Below are 19,551 nucleotides of genomic sequence, written 5' to 3'. Positions count from 1 at the left end.
GGCAAAGCCTGCGGTTGCGGTCATCGCCGGCGAGCAGATCGCTTCGGTCCTACCCGCGTGGCCAGCGCTGGTGTCCCCGAACCAGGTGGACCGGATCTACACCATCGCGCGGCACGCCTACGTCTGGAGCCAAGTGGGCAAGGGCAAGAGGGCTCAGGCTCGGTAGGTCAGCTCGCTTGCGACATGCCGATGAGCGTCCGGCCGTCGTGGGTCCGGATGTGCGGGGCTGCCTCATCCCGGAGTGCGTCCAGCAGGCGCACCGCGTAGACCTCGCCCATCCGGTCGGCGACCTCCGCCGGGGTCAACCACGCCACGGCGGTGGACTCGTCCGACAGCTGCTCCTGCCCACCCTCGGGACGACAGCGGAAGACCAGGGCGACGACTCCGCGGCTAACGTTCTTGTACACGCCGGTGAGCCGTTCCACCGAGACCTTGATGCCTGTCTCCTCGTAGACCTCGCGGCGCACACCGTCCTCGACCGTCTCCGAGAGTTCCAGCACTCCGCCAGGCGGCTCCCACGTTCCGTTGTCAGCGCGCTTGATCACCAAGAGTCGACCGTCACCACGGATGACGGCGCCGGCCACGGACACGGAATGGAGAGGCGTTGACGACTTCTCCTGGGCGCTGGTACTCATGTACAGGAGAGTAGTGCACCATCTTGAGCATGCGCGTTCTGGTGTGGTTCCGACGGTGGCCTGCTCCATCAAAGGAAGCAGAACACACACATGGACAGCAGTGGCCTGGCCTCGACGGCCAAGGCGAAATATCTGCAGATCGCAGATGACCTCGCCGCTCAGATCAAGTCCGGCGCCTTGGCCCCGGGTGATGCGGTGCCCAGTGAAGCTGAGCTGATGGAGCGCTACGGGGTTGCCTCCGGCACAGTGCGAAAGGCTGTGGCCGAGCTGCGGACTACGCAGCTCATCGAGACCCATCATGGTCGCGGATCCTACGTCCGCTCGCGTCCGCCGGTTCAACGAAAGTCATCCGATCGATTCCGACGTGCTCACCGCCTGGCGGGCAAGGCCGCCTACCTGGCCGAAGCGGAGCAGTCAGGCGGCGTCCCCTCGGTCAACGTGCTCTTCGTTGGCCCAGTCGACGCGCCGGCCGAGATCGCAGAGCGACTGAATGTCCCGGCTGGCGCCAAGGTGCTGGCGCGCAAGCGGCGCTACTTCCGGGATGGCACGCCCACCGAGGAGGCGACGTCCTACCTGCCATGGGACGTGATCAAGGACATTCCGGAGATGTTCGCCGAGAACCCTGGTGGCGGGGGTATCTACGCCCGTTTGGAAGAGCGGAACCACGTTCTCGCTGAGTTCACCGAGACTGTGCGGGCCCGACTCGCCACGAAGGCCGAGACTGCCGCCCTCGCGCTGAGCCCTGGCTCGCCGGTGATCCATCTGGTTCGGGACGCCATCACTGAAGCCGGCCGGGTCGTGGAGGTCTGTGACACGATCATGGCCGCTGACCAGTTCGTTCTCGACTACCGCTTCGCAGCAAAGGACTGACTGAAGGTCAAACCCCTCAGCCCGCCGCAGATTCCCCTCCCGCGGCGGGTTGACTCATGTACAGGAGTCGGGCACTCTTCTATCCATCAGCTCCTGTACATGAGTGCAGGAGGAGACCTCCTTTAGAGGAGTTGCCCTCGTGGCTACCTTCAAGATCGATACGTCGACCGCGTTCGTGTTCGTGGTCGTTCCGCCGGCGCCGAAGCTGGTGAACAAGCAGACGGGTGAGATCGCCGTTGACCGCGAGACCGGCGCGCGGATGTACACCGTGGGTCTGACCATCGCGGACGAGGGTGAGGCGAACCTCTACACCGTCGCGGTCCCGGAGACCGGGATCAGTGAGGGTCTGGCGGTGGGGATGCCGGTGACGGTGACCGGGCTCAAGGCCCGGGACTGGGAGAACGAGTTCAACGGCCAGAAGCGGCACGGGATCTCGTTCCGCGCCGTTGCGATCACGTCCATCGTCCCGGCCGGCGTGAAGGGCTGAGGGCAATGTCGGGGGTCATGACGCTGACGGAACTCGGCGTCCCGCTGGCTGCCTTCGGTGGCGGTGCGGCGTACGCCCGGGTCAAGGCGCCGGCGGTGTACTGGTCGGCGATCGGTCTGCCGGTCGCGGCGGTCCGCTTCCGCGCCACGTATGCGAGCACGATGGACGCCTGCGGGCTCACCGTCGCGCCGTCTCGGCTGCGGATCCTGTTCACCCGGGCCACCTCGCGCCGGGAGATCCGCCCCGTCCCGCCGAAGATCAAGCGGATCCGCCCGACCACGACCGGTCTGCGGGTGCGGCTTCGGCTGGCACCTGGCCAGGAACCGGCGGACGTGTCCGCTTCGGCGGAGCGTCTGCGGCACGCCTGGGGCGTCCACTCCGTCCACGTGTCGGTGGTCAAGCCTGGTGTGGTCGAGCTGCGGATGACCGGCTTCGACGTGCTGCGCAAGGTCCGCATGCCGCGCCGGGCGCCGTCCGGTCCGATGGTGGTGCCGGTGGCGCTGCGGGAGGACGGCACCGCGTACGTGCGGGACTACCGGCCGATCCCGCACGCCATGACGCTGGGCGCGACGCAGTCCGGCAAGTCCGTCTACATCCGCAACCTGGTCAAGGGCCTGGCTCCGCTGACCGTGGCGCTGGTGGGGATCGACTGCAAGCGCGGCGTGGAGCTGGCACCGTTCGCCCCGCGGCTGTCGGCGCTGGCCATCGACCCGGACCAGGCAGTCGAGCTGCTGGATGTCCTAGTCGAGGACATGGAAGGGCGCTACGACCTGATCCGTCATCAGCAGGGCATCGGCGCCAGCATTGCGGACGAGGAGATCACCTCGGACATCTGGGGCCTGCCAGCCAAGCTGCGACCGGTGCCGATCGTCCTGCTGGTGGACGAGGTCGCGGAGCTGTTCCTGGTGGCCACCTCGAAGGACGAGAAGCGACGGGACGTGATGGTCACCCAGTTGATCCGGCTCGCGCAGCTGGGCCGCGCGGCGGGGATCTACCTGGAGATCTGCGGTCAGCGGTTCGGCTCCGAGCTGGGCAAGGGCGCCACGATGCTCCGCGCTCAGCTGTCGGGCCGCGTCGTGCACCGCGTGAATGACCGCCCCACCGCAGAGATGGGCCTGGCCGACATCTCCCCCGAAGCGGTCATGGCCGCTACCTCGATCCCGCCCGAGATGCCCGGCGTCGCGGTCGCGGGCGACTCCTCCGGCGGCTGGTGCCGCATCCGCACCCCGCACCTGTCCCTCGCCGACGCCGCCCGCACCTGCCGCGACAGCGCGCACCTCGTGCCCGACCTGCCCGCGCTGGCCCGCTTCCGCCCGCACGTCCCGCCCGCCCCCGCGGCGTCCGACGCGGTGCCGCTGGTCAAGCCCTTCCCGGCGACCAGCTGACCCACCCCTGATCCGGCCCGGCGCGGCCTCCTTCGCGCCACGTCCCTACCCCGCCACGCCCGAAACCGAGGGAGCCCCCGACATGGGCCTGTTCAACCGCAAGTCGAACCAGAGCGACACCCCGTACCAGCACCAGGTGGAACAGCGATACCAGGCCGCACACGACCACTACCGCGAACTCCACCAGGCCCGCCAGGAGGCCTTCTCGGCCGCTGCCCGTGCCGCCGACCACGGCACCTGCCTCGACATCGTCAACAGCCACATCGAGCTGGAGAAGGCCGACGGCGCGATGTGGGAGGCCCTGGCCAAGTCCGGACGGATCGCCGACGAGCGCCACAAGCGCTGACCTCTCCCCACTCCGGTCGGCGCGGCCGTCTCCGCGCCAAGTCCCTACCCCCGCCATGCCCGAACATGATCCGAGAGGACCGCCCGATGTCCGCATCCGTCTCGTTCCACGTCGACGGCAAGACCTGGTTCCACCTGTGCCAGTACGGCACCCAGCGCACCCCGATCCTGACCTTGAACGGTGCGGACTGCAGCCTGGCGCTGGCCTCGCACAGGGACGTGCCGATCGCCGAGCAGCTGGAGTGCGCCCGGGCCCTGGCCGAGAACGCCGCCGGCTTCCTGGCCGCGTTGGAGCTTTTCGCCGCCGCGAACACCGACACCACCCCGGCGGAGTGATCCCGATGGCCTCCCGACGCACCGCCGCCAAGCCCGCCCCCGCCCCCGTGCCCTGTTCGGGATGCGCGGGCGAGGGCTGGGTGAGTGAGACCCACCTCGCCGGACGCGGCAAGAAGGCCCGACCCGCCGGCGAAGTCGAGGTCCTGTGCCCGACCTGCCTCGGCTCCGGCATCGCCCCCCAGTAGCCCCGCCACCTGCCGCGACCGGGCGGCCGGCCACCTCCAGCCCCGCCCGGCCCCGGCCCCACCTGGAAGGAGGACCACCCGATGCGCTTGCCCCGCCCCGATGCCGTCCTCGTGCAAGCCGCCATCGCCGGCGCCCTGTCCTTCGCCCACCTCCACGACATCGCCCAAGCCGCCAACCAGAACGGCTGGAAGGCCTGGGCCTACCCCATCTCCGTCGACCTGCTGCTCGTCGCCGCCTGGCACCGCATGCGCGTCCTGCGCGCCAACTCCCAACCGGCACGCGCCGCATGGACCTGGTTCCTGATCGCACTGGCCGCATCCCTGGGGGCGAACGTCGCCACCGCCGGACTCCTCGACCTGAGGCACGTCCCCGCGTGGCTGCGCATCCTGGTCGCCGGCTGGCCCGCCCTCGCCTTCTTCGGTGGCACCCTCCTCGCCCACACCAATACCCCCACCCCCGACACCGGCCCTGAGCCCGAACTGCCGCTCTACGAAGCCGAATCAGCGCCGACCTTCGCGCCGGACGAACCCGGGCCGGATCCGCTCCCGCTCCCCGAACCGCTCCCCGCCCTGCCCGCCGCGCCCGCGCCCGCGGCGCCTGATCCCGCTCCCGTGCCGGCCGCGCCGACGGTCGCCGTCCCCGCCGCGCTGGTCGACCACGCCCGCAAGGTCGCCGACGACCACCACGCCCGCACCGGCACCCCGATCGACACCGACACCCTGCGCCTGCGCCTCGGCGTCCCCGCGCACTTCGCCGACGCCATCGCCGCCCAACTCACCTGACAGGAGCACTAGTTCATGCCGCGCCCGATCCGCCCGCGCAACGTGATCCGCATCGGCCCCGTCCAGGTCGCCACCTACTACGACGCCCGTGGCCGCGAGAAGCACACCGCCGCCTGCACCGCCCCGCGTTGCGGCTTCTCCGCCGACTACAACTCCCGCCCCGCCGCCGAGATCGCCGCCACCACCCACCACTGCCCGATCCGCTGAGGAGCCCCGCCGTGACCATCACCCTGCCCCTGGTCCTCGTCCTGGGGATCGGCACCACCGCCGCCGTCAAGTTCCTCGGCATCCGCCTGTGGGTCGCCGCGCTGATCGCGCTCTTCGGCTTCTACCTCGCCGGCACCTTCATCGCCCCCGCCATCGACGGCACCACCAAGTCCGGCGTCGACATGGTCAACCACACCCAGAAGTGAGAGGACACCCCGCCATGCCCACCACCCTGCACCCCGGGCAGCTGCCGCCGCTGCTGACCATCGACGCCTCCGGCCTGGTCGCCGAGATCGAGGCATACCTGGCCACCCTCCCCGCCCCCGCCCAGAGCCGCGCCGCCCTCCCGTACGTCTGCCCGCTCGGCAGCACCGTGCAGACCTGGAACACCGGCTTCCCGCCGCCCACCCTCACCCTGCTGGAGCGGATCGCCCGCCGCCCCGCCCACCCCGTGCCCGTCACCGCCGCCGACCACCTGCGGCTCACCTCCCGCTACCTCCACCACCACGGCTGGCTGCAAGGCGCGATGTGGGACACCGCCGGCCGCGTCTGCCTCCTCGGCGCGCAGGCCGCCGTCCTCGCCCACGGCTATGGCACCCCCACCACCGTGCAGAACGCCCGCTGGCAGGTGATGGAGATCCTCCACGCCACCGGACGACCCGTCACCTCCCCCGACGAGTACAACGACCAGCCCACCACCCGGCAGGCCGACATTCACCACCTGCTCGACCGCGCCGCCGCCCGCGCCCTGCGCCTGGGCTTCTGACCCGCACCCGGGGCGACCAAAGCCGCCAAGCATCCCACCGCCCCGCACCCCCGCAACCCTCCGCCAAGCCCGAAGGAGCAGACCCGCCATGTCCGTGTTTCGCAGGAACCAGCAGCAGCCCTGTGAGGCGTTCGCCGCCGAAGAGCAGCACCGCGCGGATGGACTCGCCCGCAAGATCGGCGAGATCGCCGCCACTCCCGGCAGCGCGCTGACCGGCAGCCTCCCGCACTACCGGCAGGCGTACCAGGACGCGTCCGCCAACGCCGCCACCCACACCGCCCAGCCGCAGCGCCCCGGCCGCAAGTGGGGGCGCAAGTGACCGCCACCCTCGCGCCGGCCCTGACCGCCGCCGCTCCCCTGCTCGGCTGGGCCACCCACGGCCTGTGGCTGACCCGTCGCCTGGCCACCGCCCGCCGCGACCCGCTCACCGGTCTGCTCACCCGCGACGGCTTCACCACCCGCGCCGAACGCCTGATCCGCCACAACCCCGGCCGCGTGACCGTCCTGCTGATCGACCTGGACGACTTCAAGTCGATCAACGACACCCACGGGCACCCGGCCGGCGACGCGGTCCTGACCGCCACCGCGCGGCGGCTCACCACCTGGTGCGGCACCGCCGGCCTGGCCGCCCGGCTCGGTGGGGACGAGTTCGCCGTCGTCGTCCTCGACCACACCGGACGGCTGCCCCACCTTCGCGAAGACCTCGCCCAGCCCGTCACCTACGCCGGCATGGTCCTGAACGTCTCGGCCACCATCGGCGCCTCGCACCCGGCCGCGCTCCTGCTCACCGAAGCGCTCTCCGCCGCCGACCGCGACATGTACGCCCACAAGCCCGGCCGCACCACGCGCCGCCGCTGACCTGCACCAATCCGAGCCTCCGGGGCGGCAAAAGCCGCCAAGCATCCCACCGCCCCGGAGACCGCAACCCCCTGCCAGCCGCAGCACAAGACCACGACCAGAAGGAGACCTTCATCATGCCCCAGCACCACCACACCCACGCCCACCGCTGCACCGACTGCGCCGGCTTCGCCTCCGCCGCCATCGCCACCGGCCTCACCCTCGCCGACGGCACCCGCCAGACCATCACCGTCGCCTGCCTCACCTGCCACGGCACCGGCGCCCGGCCCCTCACCGCCGCGAAGACCGCCTGATCCCGTGGCCCTCCTCGACTGGCGCGACTCCAAGCACTGGTCACCCCGCCCCGAGCCCTGCGGCGTCTGCGACAAGCCCACCAACCTGCGCTCCGACCGTGACAAGCCCGTCCACAAGGTCTGCGCCGAGCAGTGGATCGACCAGCACACCAAGCCCAGCGCCGACCAACCCTGACCGCTCCGGGCCCCGGAGACCGTGACGCCACCGGTCCCGGGGCCCGCCCTGGAGGGAGAACCGCCGTGCACCGCCACATCATCGACCTCTTCGCCGGCCCCGGCGGCTGGTCACAGGGACTGCGCCGCCTCGGCCACACCGACATCGGCATCGAACTCGACCCCGCCGCCTGCGCCACCCGCACCGCCGCCGGCCACCGCACCATCCGCACCGACGTCGCCCAGTACCCCACCGCTCCACTGGTCGGGCGGATCTCCGGCCTGATCGGCTCCCCGCCCTGCCAGACGTTCAGCACCGCCGGACTCCAGACCGGGACCGACGACATCGCCCTGTGCCACCAAGCCCTCGACGACATCGCCGCCGGCCACGACACCCGTGCCGCCCTGCGCGCCGCCTGCACCGACCCGCGATCGCTCCTGGTCGTGGAGCCGCTGCGCTACGCCCTCGACACCCGCCCCGACTGGATCGCCCTGGAGGAAGTCCCCGCCGTGGAACCCCTCTTCGCCCACACCGCCCGCATCCTGCGCACCGCCGGCTACTCCACCTGGGTCGGGATCCTCAACGCCGCCGACCACGGCGTACCCCAAACCCGCCGCCGAGCCTTCCTCCTCGCCTCCACCACCCGCAACGTCACACCACCCGAGCCAACCCACGCCAAGACACCCGAACCCGAGACGCTGTTCGGCCCCGGCCGCGCCGCCTGGGTGACCATGGCCGACACCCTCGCACTGCCCACCGCCGACGTCGTCACCCGCGGTGAACACCACACCGGCGGCAACCACTTCGCCACCACCGGCCCCTCCTGGACACTCACCGGTCGGGCCCGCTCCTGGACCCTGCGCGTCGGCAACCGACCCTCCGCCACCCGACGCCCCCTGGACGCACCAGCCCCCACCCTCCTGTTCGGACACTCCCTCAACGACGTCGCGTGGCTGGACGACAACGGCACCCACATCCGCCGGCTGTCGGTCCAGGAAGCCTCCGTGTTACAGGACTTCCCCGCCGACTACCCGTGGCAGGGCTCACGCACCAAGCAGTTCGAACAGATCGGCAACGCCGTCCCGCCGGCCCTCGCCTCCGCCGTCCTGACCCGCGTCCTGGAGCCCGCGATCGCCGTCCTGGGGGTGGCCGCCTGATGCCCGCCACCACCGCACCCCCCATCGCCGACCTCACCGCCATGGCCCAACTCGGCACCATGCCCGCCCTCATGCGCCAACTCGCCGGACTCGGCGGCTGCGGCCGACCCATCCGCCTCGACGGCCACCGCACCGAAGTCCACACCACCACCGGCGAAGTCCTCCACCACCTCGACTCCACCCAACTCGCCGCCGGCCACCTCCTCGTGCGCTGCAACAACCGCCGCACCACCCGCTGCCCCACCTGCGCCGAGACCTACCGCCGCGACACCTACCACCTCATCACCGCCGGCCTCACCGGAGGCAAAGGCACCCCCACCACCGTCGCCACCCACCCCCGCGTCTTCGCCACCTTCACCGCCCCCAGCTTCGGCCCCGTCCACAACCGCCCCACCACCGGCCGCTGCCGCTGCGGCACCACCCACCCCACCGACGACCCCCAACTCGGCACCCCCCTCAACCCCACCACCTACGACTACGAAGCCGCCGTCCTGTGGAACGCCCACGCCGGCAAGCTCTGGGCCCGCTTCTCCATCCACCTACGCCGCGAGATCGCCAAACGCGCCGGCCTCACCCAACGCGAATTCGCCGACTTCGCCCGCATCTCCTTCGGCAAGGTCGCCGAGTACCAGAAACGCGGCGCCATCCACTTCCACGCCGTCATCCGCCTCGACGGACCCGACGGCGGCCACACCCCACCACCCGCCTGGGCCAGCACCGAACTCCTCACCGACGCCATCCACACCGCCGCCCGCCGCACCGACATCCCCGGCCCGCTCCTCAACGACCGCGAACACCGCTTCGCCTTCGGCCGCCAACTCGACATCCGCCCCATCAAGAGCGCCGACTTCACCGGGCCCGTCCAGATCACGGAACGCGCCGTCGCCGCCTACATCGCCAAGTACGCCACCAAAGGCGCCGAGACCGCCACCGGCACCCTGGACCGCCCCGTCAAGCTCCTCGCCGAACTCGCCCACCTCGACATCCCCGAACACGCGCGCCGCCTCATCCGCACCTGCTGGACCCTCGGCGCCCTCCCCCAACTCGAAGAGCTCCGCCTCCGGGCCTGGGCCCACATGCTCGGTTTCCGCGGCCACTTCTCCACCAAGACCCGCCGCTACTCCACCACCCTCGGCGCCCTCCGCGAAGCCCGCGCCGCCTGGCGCCGCACCCAAGCCCAACAGCACCACAGCCCCGACACCACGGCCGAGACGACCGAGGAACCGACCACCCTCGTCCTCGCCCACTGGACCTTCGCCGGCGTCGGCCTCACCCCCGGCGAACGCTGGCTCGTCGAAGCACTCACCCCCGCACCAGGATCGGAAGGAGAACCCACCACCCATGCCTCTGCCTGACCACCTCCTCACCATCGCCGAGGTAGCTGCCATCCTCGGCACCACCGAGCGGTTTCCCCGCCGCCTGGTCGCCGAACGCCGCATCGCGTTCATCAAGGTCGGCCGCCACATCCGCATCGCTCCCACCGTCCTCGCCGACTTCATGGCGTCGAACACCGTGCAACCGGTGGTCGCCCGCCGTGCCGCACTGCGGAGGGCCGCCTGATGGCCAACAGCAAGGGCAATCGCCGGCGGTTCGGCTCGGTCCGCCAACTCCGTTCCGGACGTTGGCAGATTCGCTACCCGGATCCCGTGACAGGGCTCATGCGCCCCGGTGAGGAGACGTATGCCACCAAGACGGATGCCGATGTCGCGCTCACCCTGATCGAGGCGGACATCAAGCGGGACAGGTGGACCGACCCCGACGCCGGGAAGCTGAACTTCGGTGAATTCGCCACGACTTGGCTGCGTGACCGCAAGCTGGAGGAGAGCACCCGCGAGCGGTACGCCATCACACTCCGGCAGTACATCCGTCCCGGTCTCGGCCACCGTACCCTCGCCGAGATCACCCCCGCGCGCGTCCGCTCTTGGCGCTCCGGACTGCTGACGGATGGTGGAGGCGAACCGTCCGTCGTCAAGGCGTACCAGCTCCTGCGCGCCATCATGAACACCGCCGTCGATGACGAGCTGATCCAGCGCAACCCCTGCCGGATCAAGGGTGCCGACACCTACGACGTCCCGGAACGGCCGGTCCTGTCCGTGACCGAGGTGTTCGCCGTGGCGGACGCGATCGGCCCCCGGTGGCGGGCGCTGGTCCTGCTGACCGCCTTCACCACCCTCCGCTTCGGCGAGCTGGCCGCCCTGCGGCGGCGTGACGTCGACCTGGAGAGCCGCCTGGTCCGGGTGCAGCGGAATCAGGCCGAACTGAACACTGGCAGGCTCATCGACAAGGCACCCAAGAGCCGCGCCGGCTTCCGCCCGGTGGCCTTCCCTGCCGAGATCGTCGGCGACCTGAGGCACCACCTCGAGCGGTTCGCCGGCCCCGGCCCGGACGGGCACGTGTTCATCGGTCCCCGCGGCGGACAGCTCCGCCGCAGCAACTTCCGGGACGACTGGATCGCCGCCCGCACCAAGGCCGGCGTGAGCCCGAACGCCCACTTCCACGACCTCCGCCACACGGGCAACACCTTGGCGTCGCAGAACGGCGCCAGCACCCGCGAGCTGATGACCCGGATGGGCCACAGCAGCACCCGGGCCGCGTTGATCTACCAGCACATGACCAGCGACCGGGACCGGGCCATCGCCGACCGGATGGGCGAGGCGGTTCGCCGGGCCCTTGGGAGAGATGATCTCCCAGAATCTGGCACGGGGATGGCACAGCCCAGCTGACCGCTCCACCGGACTAGACAACGACGAAGGGCCAGTTCGTGAGGATCATGCCTCCGAACTGGCCCTTCGTGCTGACGACCACCGGTCGTCCCTGGTGGGCGCGGACGGTTTCGAACCGCCGACATCTGCTTTGTAAGAGCAGCGCTCTACCACTGAGCTACGCGCCCCCGCCGCATGGGGGTCCCGGGTGGGGGTCATGCGGTGAAGGGTAAGAGTACCTGGTCCGGGGTGCGGGTCGGCGCAGGGCGGGCGGGGGCGGGGCGGAGGGGTGGGGGGAGGCTGGGGCCGGGTGGGGGTGATCGGGGACAATGGGGGCCGGATCGGCTGCGGCTAGCGGGAAACAGGGAGCACTGGTGACGGCGGGTAGCACGCGGGGGTACGGGGCGCGGGTCGCGGCGCGGCTGGCGGCTGAGCTGGTGCTGCTGCCGGTGGCGGCGGCCGGGGCGCGCGCGGTGGTGGCGGCGCGGGACGGACGCGAAGCTGGCCGACGCGGTGGCCGCGCGGGACGCCGCGCAGCAGGCGTTCTACGAACTGGACTCCGCCCAGCGGGAGGTGGAGATCGCGGTCGAGACGGTGCGGGCCGCGGAGGACGGTGCCTCGGTGCGTCAGGCGGTGGCCGAGTTCCAGGACCTGTCCGCGCGGATCAACCAGGTGAACATGGCGTACCTGGACGCGCTGGACGCCGTCGACCTGGAGGCCGCCGAGCTGCCGCCGGGCGCCGCCGCGCAGGCCCGGCAGCGGCTGGAGCAGGCGGCGCGCGAGCTCGCGGCGAAGCAGGCCGAGCTGAACACCTTCCTCGGCCGGCTGCAGCCGCTGCTGCAGTACGCGGAGGGGCAGCTGATCCGGGTGACGCCGGCGGTCGAGCAGGCGAAGCGGGCGCTGCTCGCGGCCAGTACGGCGCTGGACGCGGTGCGGTCGGCGGGGCTGGCCGCGGACGACCTGGCGGGCCGGCTGGTCGAGCTCGCGCCGGAGCTGACCCGGCTGAACGAGGGCGCGAGCCGGCACGGGGTGGCGGCCACGCTGCAGCGGGCCGAGGACGTGGCGCGCCGGGCCGAGGCGATCCGGGCCGACGCCGAGCAGCGGCCGGAGCGGGCGCGCGAGATCGACCGCCGGGTGGCCAGCCTGCGCACCCGGATCCAGGCGCTGGAGACGAAGGCCGGCACGGTCGACCCCGCCCTGAGCGAGTTGCGGCGGCGGTTCACGACGGCCTGCTGGCAGGACCTGCAGCGGGTGCCGCAGCAGGCGGCGGAGGCCGTCCGGACGGCGCAGGGCAAGCTGGCGGAGGCGGCCGCGGCCCGGGACGCGCAGCGCTGGGCGGACGCCACGGCGGCGATCGGAACGGTCCGCGCGCTGCTGGAGACGGCGGACGGTTCGATCGCGGCGGTGACCGACCGGCTGCGGCGGCTGACCGAGGTGGAGCGCGACCCGCAGGCCGAGGTGCAGCGCGCCCGGTTCGCGCTGCGCGACGCGCAGCGGCTGGCGATGGCGGGCCGTCAGGCGCCGGACCCGCGCCACGCGGGACCGCTGGACGCGGCGGTCGGCCGGCTCGACCGGGCGGTGGCGGGGCTGGAGTCGGCAGGGCGGCACCCGGACTTCTGGCACTTCCTGACCGAGCTGGACGCGGTTCGCGAGACGGCCGGCCAGGTGGTCGCGATGATCCGCGGCACCGGCGCGCCGCACTGACCGCACGGGAGCACCGACGACGACGCGGCACCGAGCGCGCCGGAACTGGGTACGCTGCGGGCATGCCACGCTACGACTTCCGCTGCCGTTCCTGCGGCGCCACGTTCGAACTCCGCCGCACCATGGCGCAGGCCAACGACCCCGCCGTCTGCCCGCAGGGCCACGAGGACACCGTGAAGCTGCTCTCCACGGTCGCCGTCACCGGCGCCGGATCCGGGTCCGCCCCGCAGGCCCCCGCCTAGGCCGGCGGGGGCTGCTGCGGGGGCGGCTGCTGCGGCTGAGGGCCGAGCAAGGGAGTGGTGAGGGGTGAGGCCCGGGACGACCCGGCCCCTCACCCCTCGCGCACGCGGCCGAGCAGCGCCCGCACGATCTCCTCGCCCGCCAGCACACCGCTCTGCACCAGGCCGGTCACCTTCGGGCCGGTCCAGCCCTGGTCGGCGAGTTCGCCGTGTCCGGGGCGCCACGCCTCGTCCGCGGCGAGCAGCAGGTCGGCGTCGAGCAGCGAGTCCCCGGCGGCCAGGACGGTGGGCGCACCGCCGACCCGCCCGACCACCTCCGCCAGCGCGGCGCTCTTGGTCAGCGTCGCGGGGACGGCGTAGACCTTGCGGCCCTGCAGCGAGACGGTCCAGCCGCGCTCGGCGCACCAGCCGGTCAGCTCCTCGAGCCACCCCTCGGGCAGCAGCGCGCGCTCGACCACCAGGTAGGTGAACAGGTCCTCCGCGACCCGGCGCTTGTGGGTCCACTCGGGGTCGGCGCTCAGCGCCAGGTGCTCGACCACCTCGGCCAGCGCCGCGCCGCTCCCGGCCAGCCGGGCGGCCACCGCGGCGTCCCACTCACGGTCCACCGCGCCGTCCACCAGCAATCGGCCGCCGTTCGCGCAGATGGCGAACGGCGGGCGCCAACCATCCACCGGGCCAGGCAGGTTGACGCGTTCGTACTGGCTGCGCGTGCGGGTGGTGACCGGGACCAGGGTGGTCTCGGCGGCCAGCTCCGCGAGCATCCGGGCGGCCCGCTCGGTGACGAACGACAGCGGCTTGCCGTCGTGGAACTCCACCGACAGCAGCCGGGGGGCCAGCCGGTCCGGTCCGGAGAGCGCCAGCGCCCGCCCGGAGTAGATCAGCGTGCGGTCGAGGTCGCTGGCCACCACGTACGGCCCACCCGCCGGGGTGCCCGCCGTGGCCTCGGAACGTTCCTGACGGTCCGTCATGTCACTGCCTGCCCCTGCTCGTCGGTCGCGCCACGGTTGTACTGCGGGTGGATCAGACCGACGCACGAGTACGGCAGGTCGTCCACCTCCTCCACCGGTACGCCGCGCTGGGCGGCGAGCAGCCGGACGTGGTCGAGGTCGCTGCCGGCCCCGCGCCGGGCCAGCACCCGCCAGGGCACGCGGCGCAGCATCACCCGGGTGGTCTCGCCCACGCCGGGCTTGACCAGGTTGACGTTGTTGATGCCGTACTCGGCGCTGATCCGCTCGACCGCCGCCCAGCCCTCCCAGGTCGGGGTGCGGTCCTCGGCGGCGAGCAGCAGGGCGGCGGCGACGGCCTCCTGCCGGACGGCGGGGAAGTGGTCGGTGACGGTGTCCAGGAAGGCCTGGGAGACGTCGGCGCCGGCGAGCTCCGCGTAGTGCTTGGCGCCGTGGAAGTCGTCGGGGCCGATCAGGTCGTCGCGCAGCACGGTGCGCGAGACCAGCCCGGAGACGGTGGAGTTGAGGCACGCCGACGGGATCAGGAAGTCGTCGCGGGTCCCGTACGTCCGCACGCAGCGGCCCGGGTCCGCGAGCACCGCGAGTTCGGGGTCGAACGGGGTGTCGGCCAGCGCGGCGGCCAGCTCGCGGGTGATCGCGCCCTTCCCGGTCCAGCCGTCGACGAAGACCACGCCGGCCGGATCGTGGTGGGCGGCCAGGTACCGCAGCGCGACGGGGTCGATGCCGCGGCCCCGGACGATCGAGACGGCGTAGTGCGGCACCTCGATCCGGTGCACGGCGGCCAGCCAGCGCCGGATCAGGATGCCGACGGGAGTGCCGGCCCGGGCCAGCGAGGCGAGCACCAGGCCGCTGCCCGGCGCGCCGGTGGCATCGGCGCCACCGCGCTCGCGCAGCAGCGCCTCGGCGACCGTGCCGACCGCCAGCGCGATCCGGTGCGCCGAACCGCGCAGCGCCTGGTGGAACAGCTCCTGGTACTCGGGGCTCGGCTGGTACTCGACCGGCAGCGACTCGGCGTAGTGCGCGCCGCCGGACTGGACGGCCTCCTCGCGCTCCTCGGTGGGCGCCTCCAGGGCGACCTGGGAGAGGTCGGTCAGCAGCCAGCCGACCTCCTGGGCGTCGTACGAGGAGAAGGAGGGGCCGTGCAGCGGCCGCGGCAGCGTCGGCCGGGCGCCGGGCGGGCGGGGGCGCGCGGCGGTGGAGTCGCCCGGCGGGGTGTCTCCCGCCCGGGGGTGCGTCGGCAGGGAGTGGGTCGTGGGCATCGGCAGGCTCGCCTTCGAGGGGGCACTCGGCAGGAGTCGGGAAAGGTGAGTCGGAGCGGGCGGCGGCAGAGGTGGCCCGGGAACGGGCGCGGGCGCGGTGGCGGGTCGAGTGATCAAACGGACACGCTGCTTCCAGGGTTCCGACTGTCGTCCGTACGGGGGGTCCCCGCGAGCTCCGGCGAGGGCGGGGGCGGGGGCGAGTACGAGGGCACCACACCCAGCACCACCAGGTCGGTCACCTCCCGCAGCCGCGCCAGCAGGCCGTCCGGGGCGTGCAGCTCGGGCGTGTCGGCCGGCGTGTCGACCAGCAGCACGATCGCGTCGAACCGCCGGGACGGATCGGTGCCCGGCGCCACGTTGTAGGCGTAACGGGTCGGGGAACCGCCGTCGCGCGGGTCGTCGTGGGCGGGGAAGGCCAGCCGGGTGCGGATCGCGTAGCCGGGGTCGTCCACCGCGAGAACGGGCGAGCGGGTGGTGGTGGAGTAGCGGACGTCCACCGCCGCTCCCAGCCGCTCGGCCAGCGCGCCGGCCAGCCGCAGCGGCACGTACATCAGCTCCTCGAAGCCCAGCACCAGCACCCGCCGCTCACCACCCCGCAGGGCGCCGGCCAGGCGCTGACCCAGCGCGTCCAGGGTGCCCTCCAGCCGGACGCGCTGCGCGGGGTGGAACCCGTGCCGCCCGCCGTCCGGGAGCCCCGCCGGCCAGTCCAGCTCGGCCCGCACCAGCCCACCGCCCAGACCCCGCACCACGGCGACGGGGGCGGCGGTCACGGTCGCCGCGGCCGTGGCGGCGACCAGCCGCTGCGCCCGCTCCAGCGTGCCCGGCGGCAGCCGCACCAGCCCCTCGGCCAGCGCCACCGCCTCGACCTCCGCGCCCAGTTCGGCCGCGAACTCGACCAGCCGCGCCCGGTCCTGCGGACCGCGCAGGTCCACCAGCGAGGCGAGCACGTACCGTTGCCGCGGGTACTGCCGGTGCAGCTCGGTGATGGTGTTCAACACCGTTCGCCCGGTGGACAGTTCGTCGTCCACCAGGACCAGCGGACCGGTCCCGGCCAGCAGGCCGGGGTCGGCCGGCAGCAGCAGGTGACCGGTCGCGTGCGAGTGCTCCTCGGCGAATCCGCCGGCCCGCGCGACGGTGGCCACCTCGCGCCGGGTGGAGTGCAGGTAGGGGGCGTCCAGCAGGTCCGCCACGCAGTGGCCGAGGCCGGTGGCGGTCTCGGCGTAGCCCAGCACCACCGTCCCCGCGGCCCCCGCCCCGAGCCGCTCCCGCACCAGCGAACCGAGTCGCCGGCCCGCCTGGTGGACCACCTCGGGGCGCTGCGGCACGTGCTTGCCGAGCACCTGGGAGACCAGCAGGTGGGCCCGCTTCGGGTTCTCCCGGACGGCGAGGCCCAGCAGCCCGGGCAGCTCGGGCGAGCCGGACAGACCGATTCCCAGCCGCTCGGCGACCCACCGGCCGCTCCAGCTCGGGTCCGTCATCTCCATGGTGCTCATTTCCTCGGGGGTTCAGCGGGCAGATTCAGCAGGCGGGTTCCGGCGCACGACCGTCAGGCGCAGAGGCAGGCGGCCAGCAGCTCCGCGAACGTGACGTCCTCGCGCGCCACCCCGAACACCTCGGCGCGGAGCATCACCCGCTCCGCCCACGGCCGGTGCGGCTTGGCCTCGTTCATCTTGTTCGTGTACGCGGAGCGCAGCACGCCGCCCCCGCCGTGCTCGTCCTGCTGCAGGATGTCGCGCGCGTCGCAGTACTCCTCGTGGGTCACGACCGACAGCGCGTGGACCGCCGGGACATGGCTCGGGTGGATGCAGGTCTTTCCCAACAGTCCGTTGGCTCGGTCGAGTTCGACCTCACGGAGCAGTCCGTCCAGGTCGTGCTCGATCAGCCGCTGGCGGACCGTCTCGCGCGAGGGCTCGGCGACGGCGAACGGCGTGCGGCGCAACTGCGGCTTGAACATCCGCTGCTGGACCGGGAAGTACTCCCAGACCGGACCGGTGACGGTGAAGCCGGTACCGTCCGCGCGGCCCAGCACATTCACCACGTCCCCGATCACGTCGGCCACCAGAGCCACGTCGTAGGCCGTCAGGTCGGGCGAGCGACGCAGTCCGTAAGCAGAGCAGAGGTCGGTGACACCCAGCCGAACGGCGAGGATCCGCTCACGGAACTTCCCCAGCAGGTCGGCGACGCCCAGCAGGTGCGCGCGCCGGCTCTCGAGGTGGGCGAGCTCCGGCGACTCCAGGACCGGCATGCCGAACAGCCGCTGCCCGCTGGCGATTTCGGCCTCGGCCAGCTGCTCCAGGAAGGCGGCGCCGAGGTCCTCGGTGAACTTCGGCAGTACGAAGCCGCTGAGCAGCCGGACCGCCGAGCCCAACCTCCCGGTCAGGTCGCCGATCTGGCCGGGCGTGCGGACCCGCACGAAGAGCAGCGGCAGCTCGACCGACTCTCCGGCACTCCCGCCCTCGCCCTCGCCCTCGCCCTCGCCCGCCAGCTCGCGCAGCTGCGCCACCAGGTTGGCCTCCGCGGCCTCCACCTCGCGGTCGGCTATCGCGTCCTCCAGGCAGAGCACCATCGAGGTCACCCCGGCGGCCGCCTGCCGCCGGATGTCCTGGGCCAGCGTCGGTCGGGTGGCCGGGCTGTAGAGCGTGGCACCGAGCGCGGTGGCCAGCGTGGCGGCTGCGCCCTGTCGGTCGAACGGTTCGGGCTCGGTCAGGAAGAGCCGACGGCGAACGTCCTCGCCGAGCTGGCCGAAATGGCGCAAAGTGCACTCCCCGGAATGTCGCGACAGACATGCTGATGCCGAATGGTGGCCCACAGGACGGGCCGCTCGTCATGCCTTCGGCACGGACGGACCCGAATCCGTCGGGCTCGGGCCCATTCGACCCGCCGTCTCGTCCGCGCAGCCCGTACCGGCCTGGGCCGCCCATCGTACGGTCCGTTCCGAGCCTGGTGGGCTCCTGAAACATTGAAGTTTCGGAAGCTTGCCACGCCATTCACACGCATCTCACATGCGAGATACCACTTGCGAAATCGCGCAAGTTTTCAGCCATTCCATCGCCCCACCTCACCGGCCCCCGGCCATTCCGCCATTCCCCGACCGTTCCACCGCCGCTCCCCCCGCCGTCCCCCCGCCACCCGTCACCGTTCTGCCGCCGCTCCGCCGCCGCCCGGCCGCGGCACCGGCGGGCCCGCAGCCCGCCCGTGCGCCCGCGCACGACCCGGGCCCGCCAGGAGAAGCCCGCACCCGCGTTGTCCACAGGGGTGGCCACCGGGCAGGATGGACTGCTATGACGCATGTGATGGCGAAGGGCGCCAATATCTCGCTGACCGCGGCGGCGGTCCGCGCCGTCCTGCGCTGGAGCACGCTGCCCGGCGGACCCGACGTGGACGCCTCCGCGTTGCTGGTCGGACCGGACGGCCGGGTGCGGTCGGACACCGACTTCGTCTTCTACAACCAGCCCCGGCACCCGTCCGGTGTGGTGCGCCACCTGCCCAAGCACCGGGTGCCGGGCAGCGAGGACATCGCCGACACCATCGAGGTGGACCTGGCCAACGTGCCGGCCGACGTCGACCGGGTGGTGCTGGCCGGTTCGGCCGAGGAGGGCTCGTTCCAGCACGTGACCGGGCTGCGGGTGCTGCTCTACGACGCCGGCGCCACCGCGGCCGGCACCGAGCCGCTCGCCGAGTTCCGGGTGACCGAGGCCGAGGAGGTCTCCGCCCTGGTCTGCGCGGAGCTGTACCGGCGCTCCGGCGGCTGGAAGTTCCGCGCGGTCGGCCAGGGGTACGCCTCGGGGCTCGGCGGCCTCGCCACCGACTTCGGCATCACCGTCGACGAGGACGCCGTGTCGATGACCGACGCACCGGCGGGCGCGGCTCCCGCCACGGGCGCCGGCAGCCCGGAGGAGCCCGCCGCCTACACCCTGGCGCCGGCCGCCCCGACCGCCGTTCCCGCCGCACCGGCCACCCCGCCCGCCGACACCGGCACGGTCGCCGGCGCCGGCGAGGAGCCGGGGACCTACACCCTCCCCCCGGCGGCCGTCCCGGCCCCGCCCGTCGGTCCGCCCGGCACGCCCACCCCCCCGCCCCCGCTGGCCCCGCCGGCGCCCGGAGCGGGGTACGGCTACCCGCAGACCCCGCCGGCCACCCCCTGACCCACCGTCGGCCCGCCCGCCCCCCCCACCCCCACTCCCCGCACCACCCCCACTGCTCAGGAAGGGACGAAAGCGG

The 19,551-nt window shown here is 72.7% G+C and carries 24 protein-coding genes, 1 tRNA gene and 1 pseudogene; 21 read left to right on the top strand and 5 right to left on the bottom strand.

Annotated features, from left to right (window positions below; all coding sequences use genetic code 11):
- Positions 1–167: 167 nt before the first annotated feature.
- The gene (locus ABD323_RS31040) at positions 168–635 is read right to left on the bottom strand and encodes an NUDIX domain-containing protein (protein WP_344445365.1); all 468 of its coding nucleotides are present in this window, start codon (positions 633–635) and stop codon (positions 168–170) included.
- Between the two features lie 90 nt (positions 636–725).
- Between ABD323_RS31040 and ABD323_RS31035 the strand changes: the two genes are divergently transcribed.
- The 18 genes from ABD323_RS31035 to ABD323_RS30950 all read left to right on the top strand — a co-directional run bounded on the left by ABD323_RS31035 (position 726) and on the right by ABD323_RS30950 (position 11,184).
- Complete coding sequence (locus ABD323_RS31035) at positions 726–1,505, top strand: GntR family transcriptional regulator (protein ID WP_344445364.1); 780 nt, start codon at positions 726–728, stop codon at positions 1,503–1,505.
- 139 nt (positions 1,506–1,644) lie between these two features.
- Positions 1,645–1,992, top strand: a complete 348-nt coding sequence (locus ABD323_RS31030; RefSeq protein ID WP_344445366.1) for an SCO3933 family regulatory protein — start codon at positions 1,645–1,647, stop codon at positions 1,990–1,992.
- Positions 1,993–1,997: 5 nt separating this feature from the next.
- Positions 1,998–3,377, top strand: a complete 1,380-nt coding sequence (locus tag ABD323_RS31025; protein WP_344445363.1) for an FtsK/SpoIIIE domain-containing protein — start codon at positions 1,998–2,000, stop codon at positions 3,375–3,377.
- An 82-nt stretch (positions 3,378–3,459) separates the two neighbouring features.
- Positions 3,460–3,723, top strand: coding sequence for a hypothetical protein (locus ABD323_RS31020; RefSeq protein ID WP_344445362.1), 264 nt, complete (start codon positions 3,460–3,462; stop codon positions 3,721–3,723).
- Positions 3,724–3,809: 86 nt separating this feature from the next.
- Positions 3,810–4,058, top strand: a complete 249-nt coding sequence (locus ABD323_RS31015) for a hypothetical protein (protein ID WP_344445361.1) — start codon at positions 3,810–3,812, stop codon at positions 4,056–4,058.
- Between the two features lie 5 nt (positions 4,059–4,063).
- Entirely contained in the window at positions 4,064–4,243 is a 180-nt protein-coding gene (locus ABD323_RS31010; RefSeq protein WP_344445360.1) for a hypothetical protein, read from the top strand.
- Positions 4,244–4,324: 81 nt separating this feature from the next.
- Positions 4,325–5,026 carry a DUF2637 domain-containing protein gene (locus ABD323_RS31005; RefSeq protein WP_344445359.1) on the top strand — a complete coding sequence of 234 codons (702 nt, stop codon included), beginning with the start codon at positions 4,325–4,327 and terminating at the stop codon, positions 5,024–5,026.
- A gap of 15 nt (positions 5,027–5,041) precedes the next feature.
- Positions 5,042–5,233: a mobile element transfer protein gene (locus tag ABD323_RS31000; RefSeq protein ID WP_344445358.1), complete on the top strand. Its 192-nt coding sequence runs from the start codon at positions 5,042–5,044 to the stop codon at positions 5,231–5,233.
- Positions 5,234–5,244: 11 nt separating this feature from the next.
- Positions 5,245–5,439, top strand: a complete 195-nt coding sequence (locus ABD323_RS30995) for a hypothetical protein (protein ID WP_344445357.1) — start codon at positions 5,245–5,247, stop codon at positions 5,437–5,439.
- A gap of 14 nt (positions 5,440–5,453) precedes the next feature.
- Positions 5,454–5,999 carry a DUF6197 family protein gene (locus ABD323_RS30990; RefSeq protein WP_344445356.1) on the top strand — a complete coding sequence of 182 codons (546 nt, stop codon included), beginning with the start codon at positions 5,454–5,456 and terminating at the stop codon, positions 5,997–5,999.
- An 88-nt stretch (positions 6,000–6,087) separates the two neighbouring features.
- Positions 6,088–6,318, top strand: a complete 231-nt coding sequence (locus tag ABD323_RS30985) for a hypothetical protein (protein ID WP_344445355.1) — start codon at positions 6,088–6,090, stop codon at positions 6,316–6,318.
- Complete coding sequence (locus ABD323_RS30980) at positions 6,315–6,857, top strand: GGDEF domain-containing protein (protein ID WP_344445354.1); 543 nt, start codon at positions 6,315–6,317, stop codon at positions 6,855–6,857. The genes ABD323_RS30985 and ABD323_RS30980 overlap by 4 nt, the downstream gene beginning before the upstream one ends.
- 116 nt (positions 6,858–6,973) lie before the next feature.
- The gene (locus tag ABD323_RS30975; protein ID WP_344445353.1) at positions 6,974–7,150 is read left to right on the top strand and encodes a hypothetical protein; all 177 of its coding nucleotides are present in this window, start codon (positions 6,974–6,976) and stop codon (positions 7,148–7,150) included.
- 4 nt (positions 7,151–7,154) lie between these two features.
- On the top strand, positions 7,155–7,325 hold the full coding sequence (locus tag ABD323_RS30970) for a hypothetical protein (RefSeq protein WP_344445352.1): 171 nt from the start codon (positions 7,155–7,157) through the stop codon (positions 7,323–7,325).
- Positions 7,326–7,390: 65 nt separating this feature from the next.
- A complete protein-coding gene (locus tag ABD323_RS30965) occupies positions 7,391–8,461 on the top strand; it encodes a DNA cytosine methyltransferase (RefSeq protein WP_344445351.1) in 1,071 nt (356 codons plus the stop codon).
- The gene (locus ABD323_RS30960; protein WP_344445350.1) at positions 8,461–9,816 is read left to right on the top strand and encodes a replication initiator; all 1,356 of its coding nucleotides are present in this window, start codon (positions 8,461–8,463) and stop codon (positions 9,814–9,816) included. The genes ABD323_RS30965 and ABD323_RS30960 overlap by 1 nt, the downstream gene beginning before the upstream one ends.
- Entirely contained in the window at positions 9,803–10,021 is a 219-nt protein-coding gene (locus ABD323_RS30955) for a helix-turn-helix domain-containing protein (protein ID WP_344445349.1), read from the top strand. The genes ABD323_RS30960 and ABD323_RS30955 overlap by 14 nt, the downstream gene beginning before the upstream one ends.
- Positions 10,021–11,184 (top strand): tyrosine-type recombinase/integrase, encoded by a 1,164-nt coding sequence (locus ABD323_RS30950; RefSeq protein ID WP_344445348.1) that lies wholly within the window; start codon positions 10,021–10,023, stop codon positions 11,182–11,184. The genes ABD323_RS30955 and ABD323_RS30950 overlap by 1 nt, the downstream gene beginning before the upstream one ends.
- A gap of 92 nt (positions 11,185–11,276) precedes the next feature.
- On the opposite strand, the gene ABD323_RS30945 is transcribed toward ABD323_RS30950, so the two are convergent.
- Positions 11,277–11,351: transfer RNA gene (locus tag ABD323_RS30945), tRNA-Val, on the bottom strand.
- 325 nt (positions 11,352–11,676) lie between these two features.
- On the opposite strand from ABD323_RS30945, the gene ABD323_RS30940 reads away from it, so the two are divergent.
- Together ABD323_RS30940 and ABD323_RS30935 are read left to right on the top strand one after the other, a co-directional pair.
- The gene (locus ABD323_RS30940) at positions 11,677–12,867 is read left to right on the top strand and encodes a coiled-coil domain-containing protein (protein WP_344445347.1); all 1,191 of its coding nucleotides are present in this window, start codon (positions 11,677–11,679) and stop codon (positions 12,865–12,867) included.
- Positions 12,868–12,929: 62 nt separating this feature from the next.
- The gene (locus ABD323_RS30935) at positions 12,930–13,109 is read left to right on the top strand and encodes an FmdB family zinc ribbon protein (protein WP_344445346.1); all 180 of its coding nucleotides are present in this window, start codon (positions 12,930–12,932) and stop codon (positions 13,107–13,109) included.
- 89 nt (positions 13,110–13,198) lie between these two features.
- Here ABD323_RS30935 and ABD323_RS30930 read toward each other — a convergent pair whose 3' ends face one another.
- The 3 genes and pseudogenes from ABD323_RS30930 to ABD323_RS30920 form a co-directional block, all read right to left on the bottom strand.
- On the bottom strand, positions 13,199–14,074 hold the full coding sequence (locus ABD323_RS30930; protein WP_344445345.1) for an HAD family hydrolase: 876 nt from the start codon (positions 14,072–14,074) through the stop codon (positions 13,199–13,201).
- Positions 14,071–16,823: pseudogene (locus ABD323_RS30925) on the bottom strand (phosphoribosyltransferase). The gene ABD323_RS30930 and the pseudogene ABD323_RS30925 overlap by 4 nt, the downstream one beginning before the upstream one ends.
- Positions 16,824–16,876: 53 nt before the next feature.
- Positions 16,877–18,085, bottom strand: a complete 1,209-nt coding sequence (locus ABD323_RS30920; RefSeq protein WP_344445344.1) for an HpcH/HpaI aldolase/citrate lyase family protein — start codon at positions 18,083–18,085, stop codon at positions 16,877–16,879.
- 526 nt (positions 18,086–18,611) lie between these two features.
- On the opposite strand from ABD323_RS30920, the gene ABD323_RS30915 reads away from it, so the two are divergent.
- The gene (locus tag ABD323_RS30915; RefSeq protein ID WP_344445343.1) at positions 18,612–19,475 is read left to right on the top strand and encodes a TerD family protein; all 864 of its coding nucleotides are present in this window, start codon (positions 18,612–18,614) and stop codon (positions 19,473–19,475) included.
- Positions 19,476–19,551 lie beyond the last annotated feature (76 nt).

This window comes from Kitasatospora nipponensis, from assembly GCF_039528135.1.
Taxonomy (GTDB): domain Bacteria; phylum Actinomycetota; class Actinomycetes; order Streptomycetales; family Streptomycetaceae; genus Kitasatospora; species Kitasatospora nipponensis.
This window is presented reverse-complemented; position numbering and strand designations above follow the sequence as displayed.